Annotated in this window: 26 protein-coding genes; 10 read left to right on the top strand and 16 right to left on the bottom strand. The window is 65.7% G+C overall.

What is annotated here, in order from left to right; all coding sequences use genetic code 11:
• Nucleotides 1-38 precede the first annotated feature (38 nt).
• Together ACSLUQ_RS08310 and cobS are read right to left on the bottom strand one after the other, a co-directional pair.
• Nucleotides 39-1,238, bottom strand: coding sequence for an alpha/beta hydrolase (locus ACSLUQ_RS08310; RefSeq protein ID WP_417772726.1), 1,200 nt, complete (start codon nt 1,236-1,238; stop codon nt 39-41).
• Between the two features lie 82 nt (nt 1,239-1,320).
• Nucleotides 1,321-2,160 (bottom strand): adenosylcobinamide-GDP ribazoletransferase, encoded by an 840-nt coding sequence (gene cobS, locus ACSLUQ_RS08305; RefSeq protein WP_417772727.1) that lies wholly within the window; start codon nt 2,158-2,160, stop codon nt 1,321-1,323.
• Between the two features lie 139 nt (nt 2,161-2,299).
• Between cobS and cobT the strand changes: the two genes are divergently transcribed.
• Nucleotides 2,300-3,328: a nicotinate-nucleotide--dimethylbenzimidazole phosphoribosyltransferase gene (gene cobT, locus ACSLUQ_RS08300; protein WP_461808227.1), complete on the top strand. Its 1,029-nt coding sequence runs from the start codon at nt 2,300-2,302 to the stop codon at nt 3,326-3,328.
• A 149-nt stretch (nt 3,329-3,477) separates the two neighbouring features.
• Here the strand turns inward: cobT and ACSLUQ_RS08295 are convergent, their stop codons facing one another.
• On the bottom strand, nt 3,478-5,043 hold the full coding sequence (locus tag ACSLUQ_RS08295) for a sensor histidine kinase (protein ID WP_417772729.1): 1,566 nt from the start codon (nt 5,041-5,043) through the stop codon (nt 3,478-3,480).
• 153 nt (nt 5,044-5,196) lie between these two features.
• Between ACSLUQ_RS08295 and ACSLUQ_RS08290 the strand changes: the two genes are divergently transcribed.
• On the top strand, nt 5,197-5,868 hold the full coding sequence (locus ACSLUQ_RS08290; protein ID WP_461808226.1) for a uracil-DNA glycosylase family protein: 672 nt from the start codon (nt 5,197-5,199) through the stop codon (nt 5,866-5,868).
• Here ACSLUQ_RS08290 and ACSLUQ_RS08285 read toward each other — a convergent pair.
• Nucleotides 5,842-6,714: a LysR family transcriptional regulator gene (locus ACSLUQ_RS08285; protein WP_461808225.1), complete on the bottom strand. Its 873-nt coding sequence runs from the start codon at nt 6,712-6,714 to the stop codon at nt 5,842-5,844. The two genes, ACSLUQ_RS08290 and ACSLUQ_RS08285, sit on opposite strands and share 27 nt — an antisense overlap.
• 89 nt (nt 6,715-6,803) lie before the next feature.
• On the opposite strand from ACSLUQ_RS08285, the gene ACSLUQ_RS08280 reads away from it, so the two are divergent.
• Entirely contained in the window at nt 6,804-7,772 is a 969-nt protein-coding gene (locus tag ACSLUQ_RS08280) for a quinone oxidoreductase family protein (protein ID WP_461808224.1), read from the top strand.
• A 23-nt stretch (nt 7,773-7,795) separates the two neighbouring features.
• Nucleotides 7,796-8,398, top strand: a complete 603-nt coding sequence (locus tag ACSLUQ_RS08275) for a cysteine hydrolase family protein (protein WP_461808223.1) — start codon at nt 7,796-7,798, stop codon at nt 8,396-8,398.
• Here the strand turns inward: ACSLUQ_RS08275 and ACSLUQ_RS08270 are convergent.
• Nucleotides 8,391-9,356, bottom strand: a complete 966-nt coding sequence (locus tag ACSLUQ_RS08270; RefSeq protein ID WP_461808222.1) for a sulfurtransferase — start codon at nt 9,354-9,356, stop codon at nt 8,391-8,393. The two genes, ACSLUQ_RS08275 and ACSLUQ_RS08270, sit on opposite strands and share 8 nt — an antisense overlap.
• 231 nt (nt 9,357-9,587) lie before the next feature.
• On the opposite strand from ACSLUQ_RS08270, the gene ACSLUQ_RS08265 reads away from it, so the two are divergent.
• On the top strand, nt 9,588-10,079 hold the full coding sequence (locus ACSLUQ_RS08265) for an Lrp/AsnC family transcriptional regulator (RefSeq protein WP_417772840.1): 492 nt from the start codon (nt 9,588-9,590) through the stop codon (nt 10,077-10,079).
• Nucleotides 10,080-10,222: 143 nt separating this feature from the next.
• Nucleotides 10,223-10,744 carry a DUF302 domain-containing protein gene (locus ACSLUQ_RS08260; RefSeq protein WP_461808221.1) on the top strand — a complete coding sequence of 174 codons (522 nt, stop codon included), beginning with the start codon at nt 10,223-10,225 and terminating at the stop codon, nt 10,742-10,744.
• 84 nt (nt 10,745-10,828) lie between these two features.
• On the opposite strand, the gene ACSLUQ_RS08255 is transcribed toward ACSLUQ_RS08260, so the two are convergent.
• Complete coding sequence (locus ACSLUQ_RS08255; RefSeq protein ID WP_461808220.1) at nt 10,829-11,311, bottom strand: EF-hand domain-containing protein; 483 nt, start codon at nt 11,309-11,311, stop codon at nt 10,829-10,831.
• Between the two features lie 246 nt (nt 11,312-11,557).
• Nucleotides 11,558-12,439, bottom strand: a complete 882-nt coding sequence (locus tag ACSLUQ_RS08250) for an NAD(P)-dependent oxidoreductase (RefSeq protein ID WP_417772737.1) — start codon at nt 12,437-12,439, stop codon at nt 11,558-11,560.
• Between the two features lie 376 nt (nt 12,440-12,815).
• On the opposite strand from ACSLUQ_RS08250, the gene ACSLUQ_RS08245 reads away from it, so the two are divergent.
• On the top strand, nt 12,816-13,715 hold the full coding sequence (locus tag ACSLUQ_RS08245; RefSeq protein ID WP_461808219.1) for a LysR family transcriptional regulator: 900 nt from the start codon (nt 12,816-12,818) through the stop codon (nt 13,713-13,715).
• A gap of 27 nt (nt 13,716-13,742) precedes the next feature.
• Here ACSLUQ_RS08245 and ACSLUQ_RS08240 read toward each other — a convergent pair whose 3' ends face one another.
• From ACSLUQ_RS08240 to ACSLUQ_RS08200, 9 genes are all read right to left on the bottom strand, one after another.
• The gene (locus ACSLUQ_RS08240) at nt 13,743-14,915 is read right to left on the bottom strand and encodes a trans-sulfuration enzyme family protein (RefSeq protein ID WP_461808218.1); all 1,173 of its coding nucleotides are present in this window, start codon (nt 14,913-14,915) and stop codon (nt 13,743-13,745) included.
• Nucleotides 14,916-15,089: 174 nt separating this feature from the next.
• Nucleotides 15,090-15,926 carry an ABC transporter permease gene (locus ACSLUQ_RS08235; RefSeq protein ID WP_417772740.1) on the bottom strand — a complete coding sequence of 279 codons (837 nt, stop codon included), beginning with the start codon at nt 15,924-15,926 and terminating at the stop codon, nt 15,090-15,092.
• Nucleotides 15,923-16,615 carry an ABC transporter permease gene (locus ACSLUQ_RS08230; protein WP_417772841.1) on the bottom strand — a complete coding sequence of 231 codons (693 nt, stop codon included), beginning with the start codon at nt 16,613-16,615 and terminating at the stop codon, nt 15,923-15,925. The genes ACSLUQ_RS08235 and ACSLUQ_RS08230 overlap by 4 nt, the downstream gene beginning before the upstream one ends.
• A 122-nt stretch (nt 16,616-16,737) precedes the next feature.
• Entirely contained in the window at nt 16,738-17,514 is a 777-nt protein-coding gene (locus tag ACSLUQ_RS08225) for an ABC transporter substrate-binding protein (protein ID WP_417772741.1), read from the bottom strand.
• Nucleotides 17,515-17,669: 155 nt separating this feature from the next.
• Nucleotides 17,670-18,956 (bottom strand): molybdopterin molybdotransferase MoeA, encoded by a 1,287-nt coding sequence (locus ACSLUQ_RS08220; protein WP_461808217.1) that lies wholly within the window; start codon nt 18,954-18,956, stop codon nt 17,670-17,672.
• Nucleotides 18,943-19,488 carry a molybdopterin-guanine dinucleotide biosynthesis protein B gene (mobB, locus tag ACSLUQ_RS08215; RefSeq protein ID WP_461808216.1) on the bottom strand — a complete coding sequence of 182 codons (546 nt, stop codon included), beginning with the start codon at nt 19,486-19,488 and terminating at the stop codon, nt 18,943-18,945. The genes ACSLUQ_RS08220 and mobB overlap by 14 nt, the downstream gene beginning before the upstream one ends.
• Nucleotides 19,485-20,141, bottom strand: coding sequence for a molybdenum cofactor guanylyltransferase MobA (gene mobA, locus ACSLUQ_RS08210; protein WP_461808215.1), 657 nt, complete (start codon nt 20,139-20,141; stop codon nt 19,485-19,487). The genes mobB and mobA overlap by 4 nt, the downstream gene beginning before the upstream one ends.
• A 283-nt stretch (nt 20,142-20,424) precedes the next feature.
• A complete protein-coding gene (locus tag ACSLUQ_RS08205) occupies nt 20,425-20,895 on the bottom strand; it encodes a BLUF domain-containing protein (protein WP_417772745.1) in 471 nt (156 codons plus the stop codon).
• Nucleotides 20,896-21,091: 196 nt separating this feature from the next.
• Nucleotides 21,092-21,544: a BLUF domain-containing protein gene (locus ACSLUQ_RS08200; RefSeq protein ID WP_417772746.1), complete on the bottom strand. Its 453-nt coding sequence runs from the start codon at nt 21,542-21,544 to the stop codon at nt 21,092-21,094.
• A gap of 269 nt (nt 21,545-21,813) precedes the next feature.
• On the opposite strand from ACSLUQ_RS08200, the gene ACSLUQ_RS08195 reads away from it, so the two are divergent.
• The 3 genes from ACSLUQ_RS08195 to ACSLUQ_RS08185 all read left to right on the top strand — a co-directional run bounded on the left by ACSLUQ_RS08195 (nt 21,814) and on the right by ACSLUQ_RS08185 (nt 24,288).
• Nucleotides 21,814-22,992 (top strand): Mrp/NBP35 family ATP-binding protein, encoded by a 1,179-nt coding sequence (locus ACSLUQ_RS08195; RefSeq protein WP_461808214.1) that lies wholly within the window; start codon nt 21,814-21,816, stop codon nt 22,990-22,992.
• 467 nt (nt 22,993-23,459) lie between these two features.
• Nucleotides 23,460-24,047, top strand: a complete 588-nt coding sequence (locus ACSLUQ_RS08190; protein ID WP_461808213.1) for a TorD/DmsD family molecular chaperone — start codon at nt 23,460-23,462, stop codon at nt 24,045-24,047.
• Nucleotides 24,048-24,093: 46 nt separating this feature from the next.
• Nucleotides 24,094-24,288 carry a twin-arginine translocation signal domain-containing protein gene (locus ACSLUQ_RS08185; protein ID WP_417772749.1) on the top strand — a complete coding sequence of 65 codons (195 nt, stop codon included), beginning with the start codon at nt 24,094-24,096 and terminating at the stop codon, nt 24,286-24,288.
• The last annotated feature ends 67 nt before the right edge of the window (nt 24,289-24,355 follow it).

The raw sequence follows: 24,355 nt of genomic DNA, 5'->3' as shown, positions 1-24,355 counted from the left end.
CTTGTTCCCTCAGACCCGCTTCATGTGGGGCGGTCGTGCTAGCGCGACAAGGCAGTGAGCGGCGCGGTCAGGATCTTGAGCGGGAATGTTACCGCGGCCTTCGCGGTGTCGCCGATCGTGTTGTTGAAGGTGTCGACACCCGTTCGCGATCCCTGCGAGTTGCTTTCGATACGCAGCGAGCGGAGCGCCTGCTGGAGCTCGGGCGCCGCCTGGGCGAGTTGGGTGTATTTGCCGTGATTTGCTGAATCTCCGGCCTTCACCTGTGTCAGGTCAACGATGACCGCGCCGAGCCGGGCGAGCTCTTCCTCGTCCTCATAGGCGCCAAGCCGACCCTTGCCCCCGGCGAGGTAGTTGGACGCCCGCAGCGCCCGGTCGTCCTTGGACACGAGGATGACGAACGGCTTGTCCGGCTTGCCGACACGTTTCATCTGCGCCTTGAAGACCTCGACATCGACATCCGGCGCGGCCATCGCGATAAGGCCCATCTTTGCTGCGGGCAACGGTCGCCCGGAGATGCGGATCTGCCGCATCGTTTCCGTCAGCACCCAGTTCCCCATGGAGTGGGCCAGCACGTTGACCTTTTCCGCCTTGGAAGCGGTGAGCGTGCGCAGCGTTTTCTCCAGTGCATCGCGGGCGATGGTGGCGCTGTTGGTGTCATAGAGATAGTCCGACACACGGCCGGCCGACGCCCATGTGAAGAGCACCGGCACCTGCGGCAGGCCGGAATCGTGGCGAAGCTGAACGATACGGTAAAGCGCTTCCGGATAGGTCGTGTTGAAGCCGTGAACGAAGACGAAGACCTCTCGCTTGCCTTTGGGAAGCTGCATGACCTGGCGGTTGACCTCCGCAAGGAAGGCGGCATCGCTCAGAAAGCGGCTGGAGCGCAGGGTGAAATCCGTTCTCGGATCTCCAGGCGGGATCGAGGCCCATTCGATCTCGCCGGGCTTGTGCGTCGGCGGAACGGAAACGGTGGCCATCGCATGATCAAGCACATCGGCGCGCTGGCCGTTGTAGATTGTGTAGGGCGTTTCGGCACGCTCGCGCGTTGTCGCCACAAGCACGGTGTGGTCGGTCGCGCCGTCGAGCGGCTTGTCGGATACCTTCAGCATGCCGACGCCCGGGCGCACCGCGCAGGCCGCGAGGAGGAGAAGCGTTGCGACCAGCGCCGTCGCCCTGCCGAGGCGGCGACAGCCGATCCGCGCAGTTTCCCGAAATTCCCCGACTGGAGCTGCGCCCATGCGCTCTTCCTCTCGATTGCCGCACTTTGCGGCTTTCCTTAGCACAAGCTGGCCTGCCACGACACGCAAGAGGTTCGCGTGCTTAACCAAATGCTGCAAGCGCGAAGAGCGCCGCCAGGCCGCACAGTTGCTGGGTCGCGCCGAGCACGTCCCCGGTCTGGCCGCCGATGCGGGATGTTGCGAGCCGGGCGACGCCCAGCCCTGTAACGATTGCCGCGCCCATCGCCGTTGCCGTGGCCGTCAGGGAAAACAGCGGTGCAAGCGCCAGCATCGCGGCAAGGCCGATCAGCGCGGCAACCGATGCCGCCTTGGCCGAAGGCATGCCGCAGGCCGCTGCAAGGCCGCCCGGGCGCGCAGGCGGCAGCCGCGACCACAGCACCACCAGCGCCGAGCGGGAGCCGGCCTCGATGGCGAGGAGCGCCGCTGCCGCCGCCGGCCCGCCGTGGCGGTCGAGGAGCGCGGCGAGGAGGCTTGCCCGCGCCAGCACGGTGACGGCAAGCGCCAGCGCGCCAAAGGCGCCGATGCGGCTGTCCTTCATGATTTCCAGGCGGCGCTCGGCGCTTGCCCCGCCGAAAAAGCCGTCGACGACATCCGCCAGCCCGTCCTCGTGCAGGGCACCGGTGAGCGCCATTGTCAGCCCCAGCGCGGTGAGCGCCACCGCAAGTGCCGGCAGCGACGTCTGGGCCAGAAGTGCCAAGGCGAGGGCGCCGGGAAGGGCTATGAAGAAGCCCGCCAGCGGCGCCACGGCGCCGGCGCGGCGGAAATCGGGGAGCGCGGCAGGGTCATCGAGAGCGTTCGCTGCCGGCACGGGAATGCGCGAGAAGAACCGCGTTACCCCGGCCGCGTCGGCGACGGTTTGCGCAAGGCCTCCGGCGGGGCTTCTGCTGGCCGTGTCCGGTGCTGTTTCCGGAGCCTGGTTCATTTTCCCGTCCCTGATGCTGTCGTAGGTCTTGCGAGGTTTGCGAGGCGAAGGCTCCCGGTTTATAGATCGACCCCCGCCTGTGGCCAATGCCTCGTGCGCCCACGCTGGCGCGCCCCATGTTGCGACCGGAGTTCCCCCAATGTCCATGTCCCCGTCCGCGCTTCCCTTCGACGACATCCGCAATCTGGTGCGCCAGATGCCCGGGCCGGACGAGGACGCCGTGGCCGAGGTTCGCGCGCGCGAGGTGCAGCTCACCAAGCCCGCCGGCTCTCTCGGACGTCTGGAGGAACTCGCCGAATGGGTGGCCGGGTGGAGCGGACATGGCCGCCCCCGTGTCGCACGCCCGGTGGTCGCGATCTTTGCCGCGAACCACGGCGTCGCCGACAAGGGCGTCTCGGCCTTTCCCGCCAGCGTGACGCGCCAGATGGTGGAAAACTTCTCGGCCGGTGGCGCGGCGATCAATCAGCTCTGCATCGCTCATGACCTGGGCCTCAAGGTGTTCGATCTGGCGCTCGATCTGCCGACACCCGACATCACCGAGGAAGACGCGTTCGACGAGGCCAGTTGCGCGGCGACCATGGCCTTCGGCATGGAGGCCGTCTCTGGCGGCACCGACCTTCTCTGCATCGGCGAGATGGGCATCGCCAACACAACAGTGGCGGCGGCGCTGCTTGCCGCGCTCCACGGCGGCGAGCCGGGCGACTGGGTTGGCCCGGGCACGGGCGTCGACGACGAGGGACTTGAGCGCAAGCGCGCCGCGGTCGCCGCCGCCGTTGCCCGCGTCAAGGGCACGAAGGATCCGCTCGAGGTGCTGCGGCGTGTCGGTGGACGCGAGATCGCCGCCATGGCTGGCGCGGTGCTCGCCGCGCGCCTTCAGCGCATTCCCGTGATCGTCGACGGCTATGTCGCCACCGCTGCCGTCGCCGTTCTTCATGCGATGGACCCGGAAGCACTCGATCATTGCCTCTTCGCCCATCTCTCCGCCGAGCCGGCGCATGGGCGCATTCTCCAGATCATGGGCAAGACACCGCTTCTCGACCTCGGCATGCGTCTTGGCGAGGGCACAGGCGCCGCGCTGGCCGCCGGCATCGTCAAGGCGGCTGTCGCCACCCATTCAGGCATGGCGACCTTCGCCGATGCTGGCGTGTCTGGAAAGGCCGACGCCTGAGTGAGACTGGTTATAGGCGGATGATTGGTGGGGCAGGGGCGGCTTGGCGGGGCGTTTTCCCTCGGTGCCCCGCCGGCGACGGGACACGCGGCTGAAACTCGACGTCGTGTTGAAGTCGCCGCTGGATCGAACTGATGGAGCGTCGGCTCTCAGGAGGCCTTGCGCAACAGGCGGGCCGAGGCGCGCCTGGCACGCGGCAGTCCGGCGTTGCCGCCCTCGTCCAGCGCCGGCATCGCTTCCAGCACGCGCGAGGCGGGGAAGGTGACAAGCGCTTCCGTGCCCTCGCGCAGGCGCGAGCGCAACTCGAACTTGCCGCCGTGCATCTGGATCAGGGCGTTGACGATGGGCAGGCCGAGGCCGGTTCCCGCTTCGGCGCTCTTGATGGCGATGGCACCCTGGCCGAAGGCCTGCATGACGATCGGGATTTCCTCTTCGGGAATGCCCGGGCCATTGTCGCGAACCGAGACATATTGTCCGCCGCCGGCCGTCCAGCCGGCCTTGATATGGACCTCGCCGCCGGTCGGGGTAAACTTCACCGCGTTGGAGACCAGGTTCAGGATCACCTGACGGATGGCGCGCTCGTCCGCCCAGAGTTTGGGCAGGCGCTCCTCCACCGTCTCGGAGATGGTGATGTTCTTCTTGCGGGCGCGGATCGACATCATTCCGCGGCACTCGGTCAGCAACTCCGAAAGCTGGATCGCCTCCTCGGAGAGCTCGTAGCGGCCGGCCTCGATGCGCGACAGGTCGAGGATTTCGTTGATGAGGTTGAGCAGATGCTCGCCCGAGCTGTGGATGTCCCCGGCGTAGTCGCGATAGGTATCGTTCTCCATCGGCCCGAGCAACTGGCTCTTCATGACCTCGGAGAAGCCGAGGATGGCGTTGAGCGGCGTGCGCAATTCATGGCTCATGGTCGCCAGGAAACGCGACTTGGCGAGATTGGCTTCCTCGGCGCGGCGGCGGGCCTCGTCGGAGATTGCATTCGCCTGTTCCAGCTCGCTGATCAGATGGTCCTTCTCGGCACGGAAGGCGAGCATCGTCAACGTCGAGACATGGAGCTGGTTGCCCAGCATGACGAAGAACCCCTGTGCGCCCATCGCCATGGCCATCATCGCGTAGTGGATCGCCGTCTGCTGGTTCAGGAAGGAAACGACGATGGCAATGGTGATCGGCAACGTGCCGGCGAGCAGCGCGCGCGGCAGGCTGGAGGACAGCATCGTCAGCATCGCGATGACGATCAGCATCGTCGCGAACTGGAAGATCTCGGAGCCGTCATGTCCCGGAGCGGCCGACTGGAGCAGGAAAAAGCCTGCCCAGGTCAACCCGTAGAGCAGATCGCCGATGACGAACTGACGCCGCCACACCGGGATCCGAACGCTGCCGGGGGCTTCGCGCTCGAAGCGGCGGCAGGCCATCATCAGCAGCGTGTGGGCGATGAGCGAGAAGGCGAGCCAGCCGACGATCATCGCCAGCGGCATCCACAGCAGCGATATGCCCGCCACGATGAGCGAGAACAGAGGCAGGGCGATTGCCGCGCTCAACCGGTTCTTGGTGAAGGTGAGGAGAAGCTCGTATTCGAAATTTGGCTGCACGCCGTCGACCGTCGACAACCGTTCGCGCACGGTTTTCACCGTCTTAGCGACGTCGCGTCGGCGTTGCGCCCGCTCGCTGTTGGAGGCGGTGCGCGCATCGCTGTCTCGTGTCTCCGCGCTTGCCATCTGATTCCCGGAGCAACTCTTGCCGGTCGTTTGACCCGACCGCTTGAACTTGCTCCATCATGCTCACCAACTCTTAATAAGCACCTCAGGGACGTGGTTAACGTTTTCTCATCGCGGGCTTGCAAATGCTGCAAAATGACAGGAACAGGAGCCATGGCAACGGCAGATGACACCAACGCCGCGCGCGGAGTGCGCGATGAGGCGGACGCGGAAATCGAAAGGCTGGCTGTGGACATCGGCGCCTGCCGTGCCTGTGTCGAGGCGCCCTTGCGCTCGCCGTTGCCGCATGAGCCCCGCCCCGTCTGCGTGCTGTCGCCGACAGCGCGGATCGTCATCTGCGGACAGGCGCCAGGCACCCGCGTGCATGCCAGCGGGCGTCCCTTTACCGACCCGAGCGGAGACCGTTTGCGCGACTGGATGGGCATCGGGCCGGAGGTCTTTTACGATGCGGCGCGGATCGCCATTGTCCCGATGGGGTTCTGCTTTCCTGGCCTCGATGCCAAGGGCGGGGATCTTCCTCCGCGCCCGGAGTGCCGACGCCTATGGCATGACAAGGTATTCGCCGCCATGCCGCGGATCGAGCTCCGGCTGGTGATCGGCGGCTACGCGCAGGCCTATCACCTGGGCGCGCATCGGCATCGCACGCTCGGCGGTACCGTCGCCGACTGGCGGGCGATCCTGTCTGCAACGCGCGCCGAGGGGCGCGCGGCGCTCCCGCTGCCGCATCCGTCCTGGCGCAACAATGCCTGGCTGAAGCGAAATCCGTGGTTCGAGGCGGAGTGTCTGCCGGTGCTCAGGTCAGAGGTTGCGCGTCTTGTCGGATGAGGTCGCGCGCAAGCCGGCGCGCAGCGCATCGATCACGGCGCGCACAGGGGCTGCGTCCTTCATGTCGGAATGGACGACGATCCAGACGTCTCGCACCAGCGCGGTTTCATCCGGCCACACCCGTTGTAGCCGCTCATCCCCCTCGGCCAGGAACTCCGGCAGCACCGCGACCCCGCCGCCGGCCCGCGCCAGAGCGGCCTGTATCTCGATCTGGTCGGAGGCCAGGCCGATATCGCGTCCGGCCGCCTGCTTGGCAAGGATGGCCTGCTGCGGGGCTCCCGCCATCGGCCCGGCCGATCCGATAAAGCGCAACTCGTCCACGCCGCTCGCCCGCAGATAGTCGGGGCTTGCGTAGAAGCGAAAGGGCATCTCGCCCAGCCTCGCGGTGGTGAGGTCGCCTGATTGCGGACGGCTGAGGCGGATGGCGATATCCGCCTCGCGCCGTTCCAGCGAAGCGGTGCGGGCCTCGCCAAGAAGCGTGATGCGGAGCGCGGGATGGCGGCCTCCAAGGTCCGCCACGAGCGGCGCGAGCAGCGCCGCGGCGTAGGCTCCGGGAGCGCTGATCACCACCTCGCCACCGAGTTCCGATCGCGCGCCCCGTGCCAGCCGCGCCAGCGCCTCCTCGCCGGCCGCCATGCGTTCGGCTATCGCCGCCACGCGTTCGCCGTCCTGGGTCAGAAGCAGCCGTCGGCCCCGGCGGTCGACGAGCTTCAGTCCCAGCTTCATTTCCAGCGCCGCGATCCGGCGCGCGACGGTTGCGTGCTCGACCGCCAGAAGACGCGCGGCCCCCGACAGGCTGCCGCCGGACACGAAGGCGGCGAAATGGCGAAGGTCGTCCCAGTCCATATGTGAATAATCTCCCATACCATGAGAAGTTATAGTGAATTTATAAATCATGCGCCATGGGCGAGTCTCCGCTGGAAAGTGAGGACGACATGACCATTGCCATCAAGCTTCAGCGCCCCGGGTCCCCCGATATGCTTCATGTCTCGGACTGGGATCCCGGGGAGCCCGGACCCGACGAGGTCCGCATTCGCCAGCACGCCATCGGCCTGAATTTCATCGACGTCTACCAGCGGATCGGGCTTTACGGGCTGGAAGCCCCTGCCATTCCCGGCGTCGAGGGGGCCGGGGTGGTGGAGGCCGTTGGCGCGAATGTGCACGACCTCGTCGTCGGTCAGCGCGTCGCCTATGCGGGAGCCTCCGGTGCCTATGCGGCGGCCCGGCTGCTGCCCGCATGGCGCGCGGTGGCTCTGCCGGAGGCAATCTCTTTCGCCCATGCGGCTGCGACGCTGCTGCGCGGACTGACCGTGCGGATGCTGCTTGCCCGGACCTATCCCGTTTCGCGCGACAGCGTGCTCCTTGTCCATGCCGCCGCCGGCGGTCTCGGGTCGCTTCTGACCCGTGTCGCGACCCGACTTGGCGCCTGTGTGATTGCAACGACGGGATCCTCGGAAAAGGCGGAGCGGGCGCGGGAGAATGGTGCGCGTCACGTCATCGTCGGTCGCGATGCGGATCTCGAGGGTGAGGTCGCGCGCCTCACCCGGAACAGAGGCGTCGACTTCGCCGTCGACGGTATTGGCGGCGACATGCTTGCCCGGACGCTCGCCTGCGTACGCCGTTTCGGGACGGTCGCGAGCATCGGTCAGGTTGCCGGCCCCATTCCGCCGTTGGCGGTCGAGGACCTCGGCCCGCTGCGCTCGCTGACGCTGGCCCGGCCGAGCGTCATGGCGTTCGCCGCCGAACGGGAGACCTATGGCGAGGCCATGCACGATGTCTTCGCCATGATCGCCAGCGGCGACGCGGAGTCGCCGACACAAACCTATCCGCTCGCGCGCGCAGCCGAGGCGCACCGCGATCTGGAAGCCGGACGCACCGCCGGTGCCGCCGTGCTCATTCCCTGAAGGGACAGGAAGGACGCAGGATCATGACGGCTGCCAAGACGCTGTTCGAACTCGCCGGGCATGTGCCCGAAGCGGCATCGCTGGAAGAGGCGGTGCTGGTGTTGATCGATTATCAGAATGAATACAGGGAGGGACCGCTCGCGCTTCCAGGCGTCGAGTCCGCGCTGGAACGCGCCAGTGCATTGTTGGCGGCGGCGCGGCGCGTGGGAGCGCCGGTCGTGCATGTCGTCCACCGTGGACGGCCCGGCGGCCTGTTTGACCGCTCGAGCCGGCGCGGAGAGATTGTCGAGGCGCTGGCGCCGCGCGCCGGAGAGCCCGTGGTGGAGAAGACGCTGCCCAACGGTTTCGCGGGCACGGACCTTGCCAGCTGCATCGGCGCTGCGGGAACACGGATCATCGTGGCGGGTTTCATGGCGCACAATTGCGTGTCGTCGACGGTGCGCGCCGCGCTCGATCTCGGCTATGCGATCACGCTTGCCGGCGATGCTTGCGCGACCCGCGACCTGCCGCTGCGCGGCGGGATCGTGCCCGCCGCGCAGATCCATGAGGCGACGCTTGCCGCGCTTGCGGACCGGCATGCCCGTGTGGTTGAGGTCGCGGACCTCTTGAAGGCTCGTGTCAGCTGAAGATGTTGCTGAAGAAGGCCTTCACATCGTCCATCATCGTGCGCTCGGAGGCGATCGGCAGGCTCTCATCCTGCGACCAGCCGACCATGCTCTCGTCGTAGAGCGAGACGTTCTTGTAGCCGAGCAACTCGTGCATGACGAACCAGTTGGTTGCCGCCCAGTGGCCTGTGTTGCAATAGGAGACGATGTCGACATCCTTGTCGTCGAGCCCCTGAGGAACCAGTTTCGCGATCTCCGAAGGGGCCTTCAGTCGGCCGGCCTTGTCGTCGTAGAAGACGCCTTGGTCGAGGCTGACGGCCCCTGGAATGCGCCCGAAGCGGGTTGCCTTGGAGTGCTTGGCCTGGCCGGCGAATTGCGACGCGGGCCGACCGTCGATCAGCACGGTGGAGGTGTTCATCCGCCTGGCGACGTCGGAGGTGCCGGTGAGATAGTCGGCACGCGGTTCGGCGACGAACATGTCGCCCACCGGTGTGACCGCCCCGGTCTCGAGCGGGCGCTTCTCTTCCGTCCAGCGGCGGTGACCGCCGTCGAGAATGGAAACCTCGTCATGGCCGAGGTACTTGAGCGTCCAGTAGATCCGCGCCGCGGCGCTGAACTCCGAACTGTTGCCGCCCGCGGGAACGATCACCACGGTCTTGCCATCGGCGACGCCGAGCTCGGACAAGGCCGCCTCGAGCTTCTCGACGGAGGGCAGGACGCCGACGACATCGCCGCGGTCCGTGCGCCAGTAGCCGGGATACTCGCTCCACAGCGCGCCGGGAATGTGTCCCTCGAGATAGGCCTCCCGGCTCGAACCGGCGAAGGGTGAGCGGATGTCGAGGACGATCGTGTCGTCGCGCTTCAGGTTCTCCGCCAGCCAGTCGGTCGAGACCAGCGGCGTTGCCGCCAGAGCGACCTGCGCCAGCGTCAGGGACAGAACGAGGGCACCAAGGCCGGTGAGCCGCTTGAGGGCCTGCATGGGATATCTCCGAAGGTCACGTAGAGGGAGCCGCCGAATGGGTTCCTGAGCTTTGAGTTGACATCGGATATAAAAAGCGGCAAGCGGAAAGCGAAGAGATTTTGGAAGAAAAATCCAATATTCTCCAAGTTAAGCACTAAGGAAGAAAACGCGCATCGTCATATCCGATTTCTTTGGAAAATGAATCCAGATGAAGTCGAGCGACCTGCCGCCAGCCGGGCCCGTTCCATGATCGACCGTATCGACCGCCGCATTCTTTCCATTCTGCAGGAGGACTGCACCATTCCCGTCGCCGAGGTTGGCCGCCGTGTCGGCCTGTCGACGACGCCGTGCTGGAGGCGCATCCAGAAGCTCGAGGAGGACGGCGTCATCAAGCGCCGCGTCGCCATTCTGGATCCGAAGAAGATCAACGTGAAGGTCACCGCCTTCGTCGCGATCACCACCTCTCGCCACAATGACGACTGGCTGCGCAAGTTCGCCGATGTGATCTCCGAGTTTCCGGAGGTGGTCGAGTTCTACCGCATGGCCGGTCAGGTGGACTATCTGCTGCGCGTCGCGGTGCCCGACATCGAGGCCTATGACGCCTTCTACAAGCGCCTGATCGCCAGAATCGACATTTCCGACGTGTCGACGTCTTTCGCCATGGAGCAGATCAAGTCCACCAGTGAGTTGCCGCTCGCCTATGTTCCAACGGAAAAGCCGCGCAACGAACGCGACGATTAAGCCCGCGGTGAAAAGGGGCTGGTGGCGCGACATATTCCATGAATGGGATATGTCTTGGCGTTGGCCGGTGCGAGGCGATACGATCAGGCAAAGGCCGGTCCGCTTCGGACACAGGGCCCAGGACAACACCACGGGAGGGTGCCATGCAGCGCAGGCGGAACTGGATCTTGATGCGGGGCGCGCGGGCGTTGCTGCTCGGTGGCGCGGCGCTGCTTGCAGCCGGCGCGTCCGCCTCGGCGCAGGACGGGGCGGCTCTTCCGGACGGGGCGACCGCCCTCACGGTGGAGCGAGCCTATGACGATGTGCGCTTCGACATGGAGAACGCCATCATCAACCGCGGTCTCGTCATCGACCATGTGTCGCATATCGGCGAGATGCTGGCGCGCACCGGCGCGGACGTCGGCTCCGACAAGGTGGTCTACGTCAACGCGGATGCGATGATGTTCTGCTCCGCGCGCCTGTCGCGCGCGGCGATGGAAGCCTCGCCCGGCAACATCGCCTTCTGTCCTTATGTGGTCTTTGCGTTCGAGACGCCGGATGCGCCGGGAAAGGTGACCGTCGGTTTCCGCCGGTTGGAGGAGGTCGGATCGGAGGCGTCAAAAAAGGCGCTTGCCGATGTCAACGCGCTGCTTGAGGAGATCGTTTCCGAAGCGGCCGGCCGATAGTGCGATCAAGCGGGCGCCTTTGATGCGGATGGCACAGGCGCCCGCTCTCGTCCGGTCGTTCACTCTCAGGCTGATGCCGGGAGATTACCTCCACATCTGCTGCCGAAATTCCTCGACCGTCACGTTGCCATCCTTGTTGGTGTCGGCAGCCTCGAAGCGGGCCTTGCCGCTGTCGATGAATTCGTCCCGGCTGACCTTGCCGTCGCCATCCTTGTCCATGGTGGCGAAACGGTCTTCCTTTGCCGCCTGGCGTTCTGACTGCCTGGCCGTGTTGAGGCCGGAGCCGGGCCCCATGCGCACAGACATGTATTCGTCTTTCGTCAGGGCGCCATTGTCGTCCGCATCCATGGCGGAATAGACGTCCTCGACGGAGGTGGCGGCCTCATCCGCCGTGACGACGCCGTTGGCGTCGGAGTCGATCGCACCGAAACGGCCCATCATCATCTGTCCGCCGCGCATTCCCTGGCCTGTTCCCATTCCCATGCCGCCACCGGCATTTTGCTGGGCAAAGACGGGCTGGGCGAGGGCAAGCGTCATGGCCAATGCCAAGATCGACACACGGTTCATCGGAGCCTCCTGTGTTGGCCCGACGCATGCTCTCCAGCCTGAACGGACAAGCGCGCGTCGAGCGCCGTCACCTGACCGGCGACGTAGCCAGTCTGGACCCCTGTGAGGTTTGCGTCTTGATGAGGATCAATATTTTCGAATAAAGGAATGTTTTAAAAGAGCGCGCGCCGGATCATGTGATCTGGCCATGCCCCCGGCACCCGTCTGGGGCACCGGGAGCGGATCGTCGCCGTCGCGCTTGCGACGTTACTTGTTATCGGGCTGCTGCAGACGTGCGATCAGGCTGGAGGTGTCCCAGCGATTGCCGCCCATTCCCTGCACTTCCGCATAAAACTGGTCGACCAGCGCCGTGACGGGCAGGCGGGCACCGGTCTCGTTGGCGGTTTTCAGGCAGATGCCCAGATCCTTGCGCATCCAGTCGACGGCGAAGCCGAACTCGAACTTGTTGTCGCGCATCGTTTCCCAGCGATTTTCCATCTGCCAGGACTGCGCGGCTCCCTTCGAGATCACATCGATCACCTTGGCCACGTCGAGATCCGCTTTCTTGGCGAAGTGAACCGCCTCGGAGAGGCCCTGCACGAGACCGGCGATGCAGATCTGGTTGACCATCTTGGTGAGCTGGCCGGCACCGGAGGGGCCCATCAGTCCGACCATCTTGGCAAAGCAGTCGATTGCCGGTCTGGCCTTGTCGAAATCTGCCTGGTCGCCGCCGACCATCACCGTCAGCGCGCCGTTCTCGGCGCCCGCCTGGCCGCCCGAGACCGGAGCGTCGAGGAAGCCGAAGCCCTTGGCGGATGCTGCCTGGGCAAGCTCGCGCGCGACTTCCGCCGAGGCCGTCGTGTTGTCGATGAAGATGGCGCCCGGCTTCATCGCCTGGAACGCGCCGTCGGGCCCGAGGGTGATGGCGCGCAGGTCCTCGTCGTTTCCAACGCAGGCGAAGACGAAATCGCAGTCGCGGGCGGCTTCAGCCGGGGTCGGCGCATGGGCGCCACCGTGTTCGGCAACCCATTTTTCCGCCTTCGCTGCCGTCCGGTTGTAGACCGTGACGTCGTGACCGCCCCGGTTCTTCAGGTGGCCGGCCATCGGATAGCCCATGACGCCAAGACCAATGAACGAAACTTTCGCCATCGCGCTTCTTCCCCTTTGTCGTGTCGGATTGGCTGCGCGAGGCCCGCTCCCGCGTCCCCCTGTCGCGCCGTGTCGCGGTTCCTGTGTAGCGCATTGACACGGAGCTGTCAGGGGGAGCGGAAGGATCAAAGGGGCAGCATGGCAAGCAGGCCGCGGAGCCGCCTGTGCAAGAGAGGTTCCGCCTGGCGCAGTCTCGCCGTCGACTGCCGACGCCGGCCTTCGGCGCCATCAGAACGGGTTGCGGTCATGAAAGTTTCTGCGAAAATGCCGAGCATCGATACGCCCTCCGTCTTGTGTTTGGATTGGCTGTATCGTGCGCCTCGAGTGGCCTTTTCGCCACTCAGGAAAAACCTGGAAACGTAAGGCAGTATTACAGATGGACTGGACCCATATGCCCCCGCTTTCCGGGCTGCGCGCCTTTGCCGCTATGGCGGAGGAGGGCACTTTCGCTGGCGCGGGACGCAAGCTCAACGTCAGCCACGCGGCGGTCAGCCAGCAGGTGCGCGCGCTGGAGGTGTGGTTCGGTTGCCAACTGGTGCGGCGCGAGGGCCGGGGCATGGCGCTGACCGGCGAAGGGCTGCGTCTTGCCGGGCATCTCGACACCGCCTTCTCGACGATGCGGCGCGCGGTAGACGAGCTTGCCGATGCCGACCGGATGCGGCCCTTGCAGGTGACGATGACGCCGGCATTCGCGGTGAGCTGGCTGATGCCCCGTCTGTCTGAGTTTCGCCATCGCCACCCGGGCATCGAGTTGATGCTCAACCCGACGGGCGAAGTGGTGGACCTGCAGCCAGGCGGAGTCGACCTGGCCATCCGTTATGGCGGCGGGGAGTGGCCGGGACTGGCGTCGGAGCCGCTCCTGCGGGCCTCCATCGTCGTCGTCGCGGCGCGTGCGCTTGTCGGCGACGAGGCGTTCCCTGAGCCTGCGCGGCTCGTCGACTTCCCCTGGATCCAGGAATACGGAACCGCCGAGGTTTCCGCCTGGCTCGACAGCCAGGGCGTGTTGTCGCGCAAGAACCTCAACATCGTTCACATGCCGGGCTACATGGTGCTCGAGGGGCTCAGACGCGGCGACGGGATCTCCGTCACCTCGCGGGCCTTCATCGAGCCGGAAATCCGATCCGGCGCGTTGCGGGTGCTGTTCGAGGATGCCTATCCCGGCAACGGCTATCACATGGTGACGCGCCCCGGCGTGCGCCGCGCGCCGCTCAAGGCCTTCATGTCGTGGTTGAAGACCCATCGTGTCGCGGAGACGGACGACACCGGCGCGACATAGGCCGGCACCGTCCGCATAAGCAAAGGGTCAGGCGCGGTGGATCAACGGATCGAGTGCGGCCGTCAGGTCGGCGATGAGGTCCTCCGCGCTTTCGATGCCGATCGAGAGGCGCAGCAGATTGACCGGGATGCCGCTTGCCTCGCCCTCGATGGTGTAGCGATGCTCCACCAGGCTTTCGACGCCGCCGAGCGAGGTGGCCCGCTTGATCAGCGACAGCCGGCCGGCGACGGCCAGCGCGTCCGCGGCGGTTCCCTTCACCAGAACCGACATCATGTAGCCGAAGCCGCCGTTCATCTGTCGCCGCGCGGCTTCATGCGCCGCGTGCGAGACGAGACCCGGATAGAGCACGGTCTCAATGGCCGGATGGGCCTCCAGCGCGGTGGCGACCGCCTGCGCGTTGGCACACATGCGCTCCATTCGCAGTGACAGGGTGCGCAGGCCGCGCAGCAGCAGATAGGCGTCGAAGGACGAGAGAACCGCGCCCGCGTCGTGGCGTTCCTCGCGCAGGAACCGCCAGGCGTCGCTGTCCGCATCGCGGCAGGAGACGATGCCGGCGAGCACGTCGGAATGGCCGTTGAGCGCCTTGGTGGCGGAATGCACGGCCAGATCCGCGCCCAGCTCCAGCGGTCGCATCAGCAGCGGCGTCGCCGCTGTGGCGTCGACGGCTACGACGGCATCGCAGTCGTGGGCCGCCTCGCTGATCGCCCTGACGTCTGCGACCTCGAGGAACGGGTTCGAGGGGACCTCCAGGAAAACGAGGGCGGGGCCGCATTCGCGCAGCGTTTCGCAGAAACGCGTGCCGTCGGCGGCATTCGCCTCGATCAGCGCGATACCCATGTGCTGGCAGTGCTTGCGCATCCACAAGGTGGTGCCCCAGTAGATGCCGGACTGCATGAGGATCGTCTGCCCGGGCTTCACCATGCGCGCCGTTGCGGCGATGGCGGCCATGCCGGAGGCAAAGAGCCTTGCTTCGGCGCCGCCCTCCAGGTCGGCGATCAGCGCCTCGATCTGGCGCGTGAGGTCGTTGTCGTCGCGGGAGTAGAGGTGGGTGGGGCTCGTCAGCCGGTAGGCCTCATCGCGGGCGAACGTGGTCGCGGTCGAGATCGGCGGCACCACGGCTCCCGTCGCCGGGTCGATCCCGCCGCCGCCATGGGCAAGCCTGGAGGCCGGGGAGAGCTTCGCATTGCGGGGAGTGTGCATGGGTCGTTCCGTCTGTTCTGTCGCGCGGGCAGGGGGGGCGGTGCGGATGATCCACACCGGCGAGCCGATGCGGAATGCCTGCCGGATCAAGGATCTGGCCGCATCGCGGGCCGCGCTCCGATGCCCAGATTCCTAGCGGTTTCGCGACATGTCCGCAATCGGCCTTTCGCTGCTCTATCGTTCCAGATGCCGGGTCAGACGGAGTTCCAGGACATCCCACACCCGACGCACCGTTTCGACGACCATCAGGTAGAGCACCGCCGCCCAGATGTAGGCCTGGAAGTCGTAGGTGCGCGAATAGGCACGGCCCGTCACCCCCATCAGGTCCTGCACGGTGATGATGGAGGCGATTGCCGACCCCTTGATCATCAGCACCAGCTCATTGCCATAGGGGCGGAGCGCTACGATCATCGCCTGCGGCAGGATGATCTTGCGGAAGGTGACGACGCGCCCGAGGCCGAGCGCCGCGGCCGCCTCCCACTGCCCCTTGTTCACGTTCAGCACGGCGCCGCGCAGGATCTCGGCCTGATAGGCGGAAGTGTTGAGCGCGAACGCCAGGACCGCGCAATACCAGGCGTCGCGGAAGAACCACCACAGGCCGATGTCGTTCAGGAACGGCTGGAAGCTACCGGACCCGTAATAGATCAGGAAAGTCTGGGCGATGAGCGGCGTGCCGCGGAAGAAATAGACATAGCCGAAGGCGAGCGCCGAGATCGCCTTCACCCGCGACTGGCGAGCCATGGCAACCGGCAGCGAGAGCGCGGCACCGATGACCATGGAGACCGCGACAAGCCTGATGGTGATGAGAACGCCGCGTTCATAGCGCTCCCAATAGGTCAGCAGGAAGTCCGACCCGATGTTGAGGGCCAGATAGAAGAGGAGCCCGATGCCGGCGATGGCCCAGACCGTCATCAGCGCATGGCCTGCGATGCGTGCCTCGCTCCATCCCTGCCGGCGGGCGGGCGGGGGCGTGCGCGCCGGGATCGGCGCGTTGCGGACGAAACCCGTCATCGCCGGACCTCCCCGCGTCTGCTCCAGATCTCGATGCGCGTCAGGCCGATGGAAGAGATCATCGAGAGCGCCAGATAGATCAGGCAGGCGACGCCGAAGAACAGGAAGGGGGCCTTCTCCACCCGCGCGGCAATGCCCGACCAGCGCAGCAGGTCGTCGAGGCCGACGACGGAGACCAGGGCGGTTTCCTTGAGCAGGATCAGCCAGAGGTTGCCGAGCGCCGGCAGGGCGAGGCGGATGAGCTGGGGAAAGATCACGAGGCGCATCGTCTGCCGGCGACTGAGCCCGAGCGCCTGGCCGCCTTCGTACTGGCCGTAGGGAATGCCGCGAAACGCCGAGACGAAAGCTTCCGATGCGTAGGAGGAAAACACCAGTGACAGGGCGACCATGCCCGCGACAAAGGAGTTCACGTTGATCTGGATCAGAACGTTGAGCGCGATCTGCACGCCGTAATAGACGAGGAACAGCGTCAGCAGTTCGGGCAGGCCTCGAAAGATCGTGGTGTAGACATCTGCCGCCGCCCGCAGCGACGCCTCCTCGGATTTCTTGGCAAGCGCCAAAAGGAAGCCGATGACCAGCCCGAAGGGAAGCGAGGCGAGGGCAAGGCTGATCGTCACCAGCGTGCCACGGGCAATCTCGTCTCCCCATCCCTCGGGGCCGAAGGAAATCAGGGTCAGCGCGTCGTTCATCGTCTCGGACCGCGTCGGGGCATGTCGCGACATGGCGGCATCCCGGGAAATGTCTCACGAACGCCGGCGGGCGTCAGCGGGCGTTGCCCGCGTGTCGCCCGCCGGTTTCGTCGCGGATCCGGTCAGTCGCCGTAGACGTCGAAGTCGAAATACTGGTCCTGGATCTCGGTGTATTTGCCGTTCGCGCGGATCGCCTTGATCGCCTCGTTGAACTTTGTCTTGAGGTCGTCTTCGCCTTTGCGGATGGCGATGCCGACGCCGGGGCCGTTGATCTCCGGGTCCGGCGTCAGCGTGCCGAGCAGCTTGCAGCAGGCGCCGTCATCGGAGGCAAGCCAGTCGGACAGCACCACCACGTCGTCGATGGCCGCGTCGAGGCGGCCGGAGGACAGGTCGAGCTTGTACTCGTCCGGGGTCGGATAGAGCTTCAGCTCGGCCGAGGGCAGTTTCGCCTCGGCGTAGTTCGAATGCGTCGTCGACGACTGCGCGCCGAGGAACTTGCCGGCGAGCCCGGCGTCAGAGGCCTCGGTGATGTCTGAGTCCTTCGGAACGGCGATGCCCGGGGGCGTGTTGTAATACTTGTCGGTGAAATCGACTTCCTTGAGCCGCTCCTCCGTGATCGACATGGACGCGATCACCGCGTCGAACTTGCCGGCCTGAAGGGCGGGGATCATGCCTTTCCATTCCTGAGTGACAAACTCGCACTCGACCTTCATCTCCACGCAAAGGGCCTTGGCGATGTCGACATCGAAGCCGACGAGCTGGCCGTCGGAGGTCAGGTTGTTGAAGGGGGGGTAGGCCCCTTCGGTGGCGATGCGGACCTTGGTCCAGTCCTTGGCCTCGGCTCCTCCAACGGCAGTGAGGAAGATGGCTGCGGCTGCTGCGATTTTCATGAAACGCATGATTGCGTGTCCCCTGGTGCAATAAGGTTTATTTTCCGGAACGACTTCGCGCTCCTTTCTGGAAGGTGTCATCCTTCCATGAACCTCAAGCTGATTTCAATATTGTTGAATCGTGCCGGGGGAAATTGCCGATGGATGACGCAGCGTTGCCCTGTTCAACGCGGAAGCAGGCCGAGCTCCGGAAAGGGAAGGAAGTCGACGAGGTCGCCGGGACGGATCTCAGTTGTCGCCTCGGGGATCTCGATGAGCCCGTCGGCGGCGCGCAGGCCGGAGATCAGGCCCGAGCCGTCGCGGGCAAACTTGTCGACGACCGTGCGTCCGGCCGGGTCGCTCGCCAAGGTGCCGCGGTAGAACTCGCGCCGGTCCGCCTTCTTCCTCGGCACGCCAAAGGCCGCCGGCACCTGGAAACGATGCGGATGGACGAAGCCGGCGCCCGAAAGCGCCGAGATCACCGGGCGGGCGTAGAGCAGGAAGCAGACCATCGCCGCGACCGGGTTTCCGGGGAGGCCGAGCACCACGCAATCGCCGATCTGGCCGAAGCTCATCGGCCGCCCGGGCTTGATCGCGAGCTGCCACATGTGACGGCTGCCGAGCGCGTCGAGAGCCGCGACCATGTGGTCCTCCTCTCCGCGCGAGGCTCCGCCGGAGGTCAGCACCAGGTCGTGGGTCCTGGCGGCCTGGGCCAGCGCCTCGTGCACGACGTCTGGCTTGTCCGGCAGCACGCCGAGATCGGTGGCGGTGGCGCCGGTTCCCTCGACCAGCGCCTTCAGCAGAAAGTGGTTGGCGTCATAGACGCCACCCGGCGGCAGCGGTTCGCCGGGGCGGCGGATCTCGTCACCGCTCGAGACCAGAGCGACACGGAGCCTGCGGAAGACATCGATTTCGGCCTGCCCGGTGGAGGCGATGGCGGCAAGGTCCTGTGGGCGCAGGCGGGTGCCGGCATCGAGAAGCGGCGCGCCCGCCCTGAGATCCTCGCCGGCGCGCCGACGGTTGGCGCCGGGCTTCAGACCGTCGGGCACGGCGACGACGGCTGCGCCGCCGGTCTCCTCGATGGCGCAGTCTTCCTGCATGGCGACCGTGTCGGCGCCCTGGGGCATGACCGCGCCGGTGAAGATCCGCGCAGCCGTGCCGGGCGGCAGGGGGGCGTTCGCGGGGTGGCCGGCTGCAATCCGCGCGGCAATCTTCAGCCGGCCGTTGCACGCGAGGTAGCTGGCGTGTGCGAAGGCATAGCCGTCGACGGCGGAATTGTCGTCCGCCGGCACATCGCGCGGCGCGCTGACCGTTTCGGCGAGAACCCGCCCGCAACCCGAGCCGAGCGGCACCCGCTCGCACCCGGTAACGCCCGTCAGCCGCGCTTCGAGGATCTCGAGCGCCTCCGCATGGCGCAGCCGGTCGCGGTCGTGCAGAAAGCAGTCATCCTTGAGCTTTCTACTGCCCGCCATCGCGCGTCCTTTCGGCGGCGTGGAGACCGCATTCGGCTAGGATGAAATCCGCCATGGCGGCCACGTCATCGAGATCGAAGACCGGCAGGCCATGGGTTTCGCATCGGTGGTCCGTGGCGATGGCCCGGATTGCCGGATCGCCGGGCGCAAGCGGCCCCTTGTCCCTGGAGGCCGACCTGCGGGCCTCGATCTTCGGATGCCCCTCGCGCTTGAAGCCTTCTATCAGCACAAGATCGCAAGGCCCCAGCCTGTCGACGATTTCCGCAAGCGCCGGCTCTTCCTCGTCGCGCAATTCGTGCATCACTGCAATACGGTGGGCGGAGACGAGCGCCACCTCCCGCGCACCCGCCTCGCGGTGGCGGAAGCTGTCCGTGCCAGGCGTGTCGATGTCGACGCCATGATGGGCGTGCTTGACGGTCGAGACCGTCAGGCCACGTCCGACGATTTCGCTTACCAGCCGCTCGACGAGCGTGGTCTTGCCGGAATTCTTCCAGCCGGTGACACCGAAGAGCGGCGGGCGGGCGGGCGTCATTGCGAGCCTCCGGAGCGGGCGCGGGCGGACGCTTCGGCAAGTTCCTCCGGCGTGTTGATGTTGAAGAAGGGATCGCCGCCCCCGGTGCTTGCGCCAAAGTCGGCAATGGCATTGTCATGGGCGTCGACGAAGGCGAGCACCTTGCGGGTCGTCGCCTCCCGCAGGAAACGCTCCAGTGCATCGGCCAGCGCCACCGGCCAGTAGCCGAAGACCGGATGCAGATGCCCGTCGGCCTTGGCCAGCACGATCCTGTCGATCTGCGCTCCGCGTACGCTGATCAGCCGGGTGACGAGATCTGTTGGGAAGAACGGCGTGTCACCGGCGACCGAGACGACGCCCGGCACCTCCGGCCTGTTCGTTTGCGCCCACCTGAGGCCCGCCAGCACGCCGGCGAGCGGCCCGGCGAACCCTTCGACCGGATCCGCTGCGACGGGAAGCGCGAAGCTGGCGAAACGGGCGGCATCGCCATTGGCGTTCAGCACCATCGGCCCGACCTGCGGCGCGAGCCGGTCGATCACATGTGCAAGCAGAGGGCGTCCGTCCAGGGCGAGAAGCGGCTTGTCGCCGCCGCCCATGCGCCGTGCCAGTCCGCCGGCGAGAATGCAGCCCGCAAGGCCGGATTGCCCTGAGGTCGGGGCGGCCGTCCGGGTCATGCGTCCTGCGCCTTCTCGGGGAGCGTCATCGTTTCGTGCAAGGCCAATCTCCGCAGCCTTCCTTGGGGGATCCGCCCGGGCGTCGTCTCGATGCCTCGCGGTCAGGATCACAACCTAGGAAGCCCGGCCGCATCCTGGCAAGGGGGGCGAGGAGAAAGGCGCGGGAAAGTCGCAGACAGGTGGCGTGAGCGGTGACTGGAAAAAGGTAATCGCCGTTTTATCTCAAGGAGATGCGGGGCATTCCGGAATCGTTTTGCAAACCATCGAGTCACGGCGCATGGAGCTAGGCGGACATGCGCCGGCCGATCTCGGGACCTCGCGAAAGGCGAGCCGATGCGAAGATCGTGACCGAGACGATATCGTCATGGGTCACCAGATCCGGTGATTGCATGATCGGCATGGAGAGGCTCGACAGAACGCCATCATGGGCGTCGAGCGCGTCGCAGAAGAAGAGCGGCAGATCAGGCAGTATGCGAGACGTCGCCGTCCGGACTTCGATGATGGTCGGCTGGTTGTGGCGCGTGTCGCGTGCGATCCGCCCATAGGCTGCCATCACCTCGGCCTCCGGTCCTTCGATCATCTGGAAGAACGAGGGGCCCGCCAGAATCAGGGCGCCGGTGACATTGTCTCGCTTGTTGTTGTGGCGCGAGCGGCTGGTGATCCGCTCGATTTCCTCTTCGAGCGAAAGCGCCATGTTGGCGAAGTTCGGTGTGCTGCGGTAGCAAAGCCGCGTGATCGACATCGTGAGCCCCAAGGGTATGTTCCTGTGATCTGGAGCTTACGGTGGACCTGTTCGAGTTCCGTAATCCGGTCCGTAAATTCTGAAATCAATTCATTAACTTGGCGGCAAGCAGTTGCGCGGATCGTAAAATACCGGATGTCATTGTGGACCCAGCGTCAAGCGCGTCCCGCACGCCGCAAAGCCGCGCGGGAAACGGTAAATGCGGCACTCAGACAAGCATCGCCTGATGGGTGAAACGCGCAGGTGCCAGCCGTTCTCCGATGGGCGCGAAGGCCTCGCGCATGGCGGCAAGCCCGGGCGCGGGCTCCTGCGCCAGCTGATCGATTCGCGCGCCGACGGCATCGGTTGCCTCGCGATAGTCGGCGAAATAGAGCCAGCAACGCGGGAAGCTTCGTGCCTCGACGGGGCCTTCGCACAGTGTCGTCAGCGCGCTCAGACGCGGATCGCGCGCGGTGCAGTCCCTGGTGTCCGAAAGGCCGGTCGGCTCGCCCTCGATCCACTGCACGATGCAATCAGGATAGAGCAGCAGTGCGCCGGTCACGCAATTGAGCCGGTTGAGCTTGCGCGCGCGCGCCAGAACGGTCTCGATTTCGGCGTCGACCGGCGCGCGCACTGCGCTCCAGTTGATCTTCGCGGTAAGGCAGACTGCGGTGAGGGGCATGACAGGCTTCTTTCACGAATGTCTCTGCTGTCATGAGCCTGACACCGGAACCTAGCGGAACCGTTAAGAGATCCCTCCAAAATCGTTAAAATGCGCCGGATCCGATCACGTTTCCTCTCCGTTTTGCAATGCGGCCGCCTGTCTGTGAATGTCGGAGGGACGCGATGTCGCGGGATTGGCGATTGACGCAAGTTGCATTCGCCTTACGTTCCGCACCCAACAGCGAACGCTAGGGGTGACGAATGTTCTGGAAATCGAAGGGGGGTGGGATGCCGACACGCGAGGATGTGCTCAAGGAGCTTTCCAAGGTCAAGGGACCGGATCTTGAGGGCGATATCGTCTCTCTCGGTCTCGTTTCCGACGTGTTCATTTCCGACGGCCGCGTCATCTTCTCGATCACCGTGCCGGCCGAGCGGGCACAGGAGCTCGAGCCCTTGCGTCAGGCTGCGGAAAAGGTCGTCTCGAAGCTGCCCGGCGTCGAGAAGGCGCTCGTTGCGCTGACGTCGGAGCGCAAAGGGGGAGGGCAGGGAGCCGCGCCGGCGCCCGTGCGCCCGGCGCCGAAGGCCGGCGATGCCGCCAGCGTGCCGCCGCCGATGCGTGCTGGCGGCGCTCAGCCCGGTGGCGCGGCGGCGAAGCCCGGCGTGCCTGGCGTCAAGGCGATCATTGCCGTCGCCTCCGGCAAGGGCGGCGTCGGCAAGTCCACGACGACCTGCAATCTGGCGCTGGCGCTTCAGGCCAACGGGTTGAAGGTCGGTGTGCTTGACGCCGACATCTACGGCCCCTCGATCCCGCGCCTCTTCCATGTCACCGGACGACCGGAGCCGGTTTCGGGGCGCATTCTCAAGCCGCTCGAGGGCTATGGCGTCAAGGTCATGTCCATGGGCTTCCTCGTCGATGAGGAGACGCCGATGATCTGGCGCGGGCCGATGGTGATCTCCGCGATCACCCAGATGCTGCGCGAGGTCGAATGGGGCGAGCTCGACGTTCTCGTCGTCGACATGCCGCCGGGCACGGGCGATGCTCAGCTCACCATGGCGCAGAACGTGCCGCTCGCCGGTGTTGTCATCGTGTCCACGCCGCAGGATCTGGCGCTGATCGACGCCCGCAAGGGGCTCAACATGTTCCGCAAGGTCGACGTGCCGCTTCTCGGCATCATCGAGAACATGAGCTACTTCCTCTGTCCAGACTGCGGCGGGCGACATGACATCTTTGGCCACGGCGGCGCCCGTACCGAGGCCGAGCGTCTCGGCGTGCCGTTCCTTGGCGAGGTGCCGCTCGACATGGCCATTCGCGAAACCTCGGATGCAGGCACGCCGGTGACCGTCTCAGACGCAGACGGCGCGCATGCCAGGATCTACCGGGATATTGCCGAGAAGGTCTGGGCCGAGGTCGCGCGCAACCGCGACGGCGGCCATCGCGCTGCACCCAAGATCGTCCTCGAGAGCTGAGCGGGAGACAGCCCGCTTGCCCCGGCGCGAGACCGCGCCGGGGCGAATCTTTGCTTTGCCGACCAGGCGAAGAAAGATGAGTAATACAATCATGTTTCAGGGATCTACATGCGCTGAAGGCTGTTTTTCATGCCGGTGGCGTCGATATGTCACGAGAGCTTGAGGACATTGTGGATAGGCGATTGTGCGTCGCACAAGCGTCGATCCGTCCCTGCCTATGCGATTTGTGTCTTTCTGTGTTTTAATTTTCTTATTTGTCTGAAAAATATGAGAAAAAATCAAATTTAAGCTTGCGCGACGCAGCACTTAAAGCGTTTGCATCGTCGTATTCGTCATGTCTATTCTGCCGATGAGGGAGACTGCCTTGGGCTGGTGTTTGCCGGTCGAAGGCTCAACTACAGAGCATGTGCAGCAAAAGCGCGCATGCGAGGTACGAGATGACCGCTGAAAATGGCGCAAGGGCACTCATGACAATTACGGAAGAAGACCGGGACCGCGCGGCGGTTTATGATCTTCTCGCGTCCGCGCTCGCTGGCCCGGTCGGGCAGGACTGGCTTGATGTGGTTTGCGGCCTTTCGGGTGGCGACGGCGCACTCGGACAGGCGGTCGGCGACCTGGCGACCGCGGCGCGCAAGGCCGACCCGGAACGGGTTGCACGCGACTACCACGATCTTTTCATCGGCGTTGGCCGGGGCGAGCTCGTTCCCTACGGCTCCTTCTATCTGACCGGTTTCCTGAACGAGAAGCCGCTGGCGCTTCTGCGTCAGGACATGCGGCGCCTGGGCATCGAGCGCGATCCCTCGGTCAGCGAGCCGGAGGACCATATCGCGGCCGAGTGCCAGATGATGGCCGGGCTCATCATCGGGGACTTCGGCAGCGGCGAGCCGGAGGCGGCGGGCCGCTTCTTCCGCGCCCATCTTTCGACCTGGGCGCCGTATTTCTTCAAGGATCTCGCAGCCTCGACCTCGGGTGATCTCTATCCGGCCATTGGCCGGCTGGGCCTCGCCTTCCTGGAGATCGAGGCGCAGCTTGACGTCATGTTCGAGGCGTCGTGACGCAACACGTGGCCCGCCCGGGCGCGGCTGACTGAGGAGAGTGGACATGAAACGCAAGGATACGGCCGTTGAGGCCGACCGTCGCAGCTTCCTGAAGCTTGCCGGCCTGGGCGTCGTGGCGGCGCCAGCGGCTCTTGTCGCTAGTGAAAAGGCGGAGGCGGCCGCGCCGACGTCGAAGACCGCCGCGGGCTACCGCGAGACCGAGCACGTCAAGCGCGTCTACGAGACGTCGAGCTTCTGAGCGGCGATGGGGTTCGGTCCGCAAGGCCGAGCCGCCGGATCCGATAACATTTCGCGAGGCGCCCGCG

Source organism: Stappia sp. ICDLI1TA098, from assembly GCF_054880955.1.
This window is presented reverse-complemented; position numbering and strand designations above follow the sequence as displayed.

What these genes read in the sequence shown, in the direction of transcription:
- ACSLUQ_RS08310 (WP_417772726.1), bottom strand. Translation starts at nt 1,238, where the DNA reads ATGGGCGCAGCTCCAGTCGGGGAATTTCGGGAAACTGCGCGGATCGGC.
- cobS (WP_417772727.1), bottom strand. Translation starts at nt 2,160, where the DNA reads ATGAACCAGGCTCCGGAAACAGCACCGGACACGGCCAGCAGAAGCCCC.
- cobT (WP_461808227.1), top strand. Translation starts at nt 2,300, where the DNA reads ATGTCCATGTCCCCGTCCGCGCTTCCCTTCGACGACATCCGCAATCTG.
- ACSLUQ_RS08295 (WP_417772729.1), bottom strand. Translation starts at nt 5,043, where the DNA reads ATGGCAAGCGCGGAGACACGAGACAGCGATGCGCGCACCGCCTCCAAC.
- ACSLUQ_RS08290 (WP_461808226.1), top strand. Translation starts at nt 5,197, where the DNA reads ATGGCAACGGCAGATGACACCAACGCCGCGCGCGGAGTGCGCGATGAG.
- ACSLUQ_RS08285 (WP_461808225.1), bottom strand. Translation starts at nt 6,714, where the DNA reads ATGGACTGGGACGACCTTCGCCATTTCGCCGCCTTCGTGTCCGGCGGC.
- ACSLUQ_RS08280 (WP_461808224.1), top strand. Translation starts at nt 6,804, where the DNA reads ATGACCATTGCCATCAAGCTTCAGCGCCCCGGGTCCCCCGATATGCTT.
- ACSLUQ_RS08275 (WP_461808223.1), top strand. Translation starts at nt 7,796, where the DNA reads ATGACGGCTGCCAAGACGCTGTTCGAACTCGCCGGGCATGTGCCCGAA.
- ACSLUQ_RS08270 (WP_461808222.1), bottom strand. Translation starts at nt 9,356, where the DNA reads ATGCAGGCCCTCAAGCGGCTCACCGGCCTTGGTGCCCTCGTTCTGTCC.
- ACSLUQ_RS08260 (WP_461808221.1), top strand. Translation starts at nt 10,223, where the DNA reads ATGCAGCGCAGGCGGAACTGGATCTTGATGCGGGGCGCGCGGGCGTTG.
- ACSLUQ_RS08255 (WP_461808220.1), bottom strand. Translation starts at nt 11,311, where the DNA reads ATGAACCGTGTGTCGATCTTGGCATTGGCCATGACGCTTGCCCTCGCC.
- ACSLUQ_RS08250 (WP_417772737.1), bottom strand. Translation starts at nt 12,439, where the DNA reads ATGGCGAAAGTTTCGTTCATTGGTCTTGGCGTCATGGGCTATCCGATG.
- ACSLUQ_RS08245 (WP_461808219.1), top strand. Translation starts at nt 12,816, where the DNA reads ATGGACTGGACCCATATGCCCCCGCTTTCCGGGCTGCGCGCCTTTGCC.
- ACSLUQ_RS08240 (WP_461808218.1), bottom strand. Translation starts at nt 14,915, where the DNA reads ATGCACACTCCCCGCAATGCGAAGCTCTCCCCGGCCTCCAGGCTTGCC.
- ACSLUQ_RS08235 (WP_417772740.1), bottom strand. Translation starts at nt 15,926, where the DNA reads ATGACGGGTTTCGTCCGCAACGCGCCGATCCCGGCGCGCACGCCCCCG.
- ACSLUQ_RS08230 (WP_417772841.1), bottom strand. Translation starts at nt 16,615, where the DNA reads ATGAACGACGCGCTGACCCTGATTTCCTTCGGCCCCGAGGGATGGGGA.
- ACSLUQ_RS08225 (WP_417772741.1), bottom strand. Translation starts at nt 17,514, where the DNA reads ATGCGTTTCATGAAAATCGCAGCAGCCGCAGCCATCTTCCTCACTGCC.
- ACSLUQ_RS08220 (WP_461808217.1), bottom strand. Translation starts at nt 18,956, where the DNA reads ATGGCGGGCAGTAGAAAGCTCAAGGATGACTGCTTTCTGCACGACCGC.
- mobB (WP_461808216.1), bottom strand. Translation starts at nt 19,488, where the DNA reads ATGACGCCCGCCCGCCCGCCGCTCTTCGGTGTCACCGGCTGGAAGAAT.
- mobA (WP_461808215.1), bottom strand. Translation starts at nt 20,141, where the DNA reads ATGACCCGGACGGCCGCCCCGACCTCAGGGCAATCCGGCCTTGCGGGC.
- ACSLUQ_RS08200 (WP_417772746.1), bottom strand. Translation starts at nt 21,544, where the DNA reads ATGCCCCTCACCGCAGTCTGCCTTACCGCGAAGATCAACTGGAGCGCA.
- ACSLUQ_RS08195 (WP_461808214.1), top strand. Translation starts at nt 21,814, where the DNA reads ATGCCGACACGCGAGGATGTGCTCAAGGAGCTTTCCAAGGTCAAGGGA.
- ACSLUQ_RS08190 (WP_461808213.1), top strand. Translation starts at nt 23,460, where the DNA reads ATGACAATTACGGAAGAAGACCGGGACCGCGCGGCGGTTTATGATCTT.
- ACSLUQ_RS08185 (WP_417772749.1), top strand. Translation starts at nt 24,094, where the DNA reads ATGAAACGCAAGGATACGGCCGTTGAGGCCGACCGTCGCAGCTTCCTG.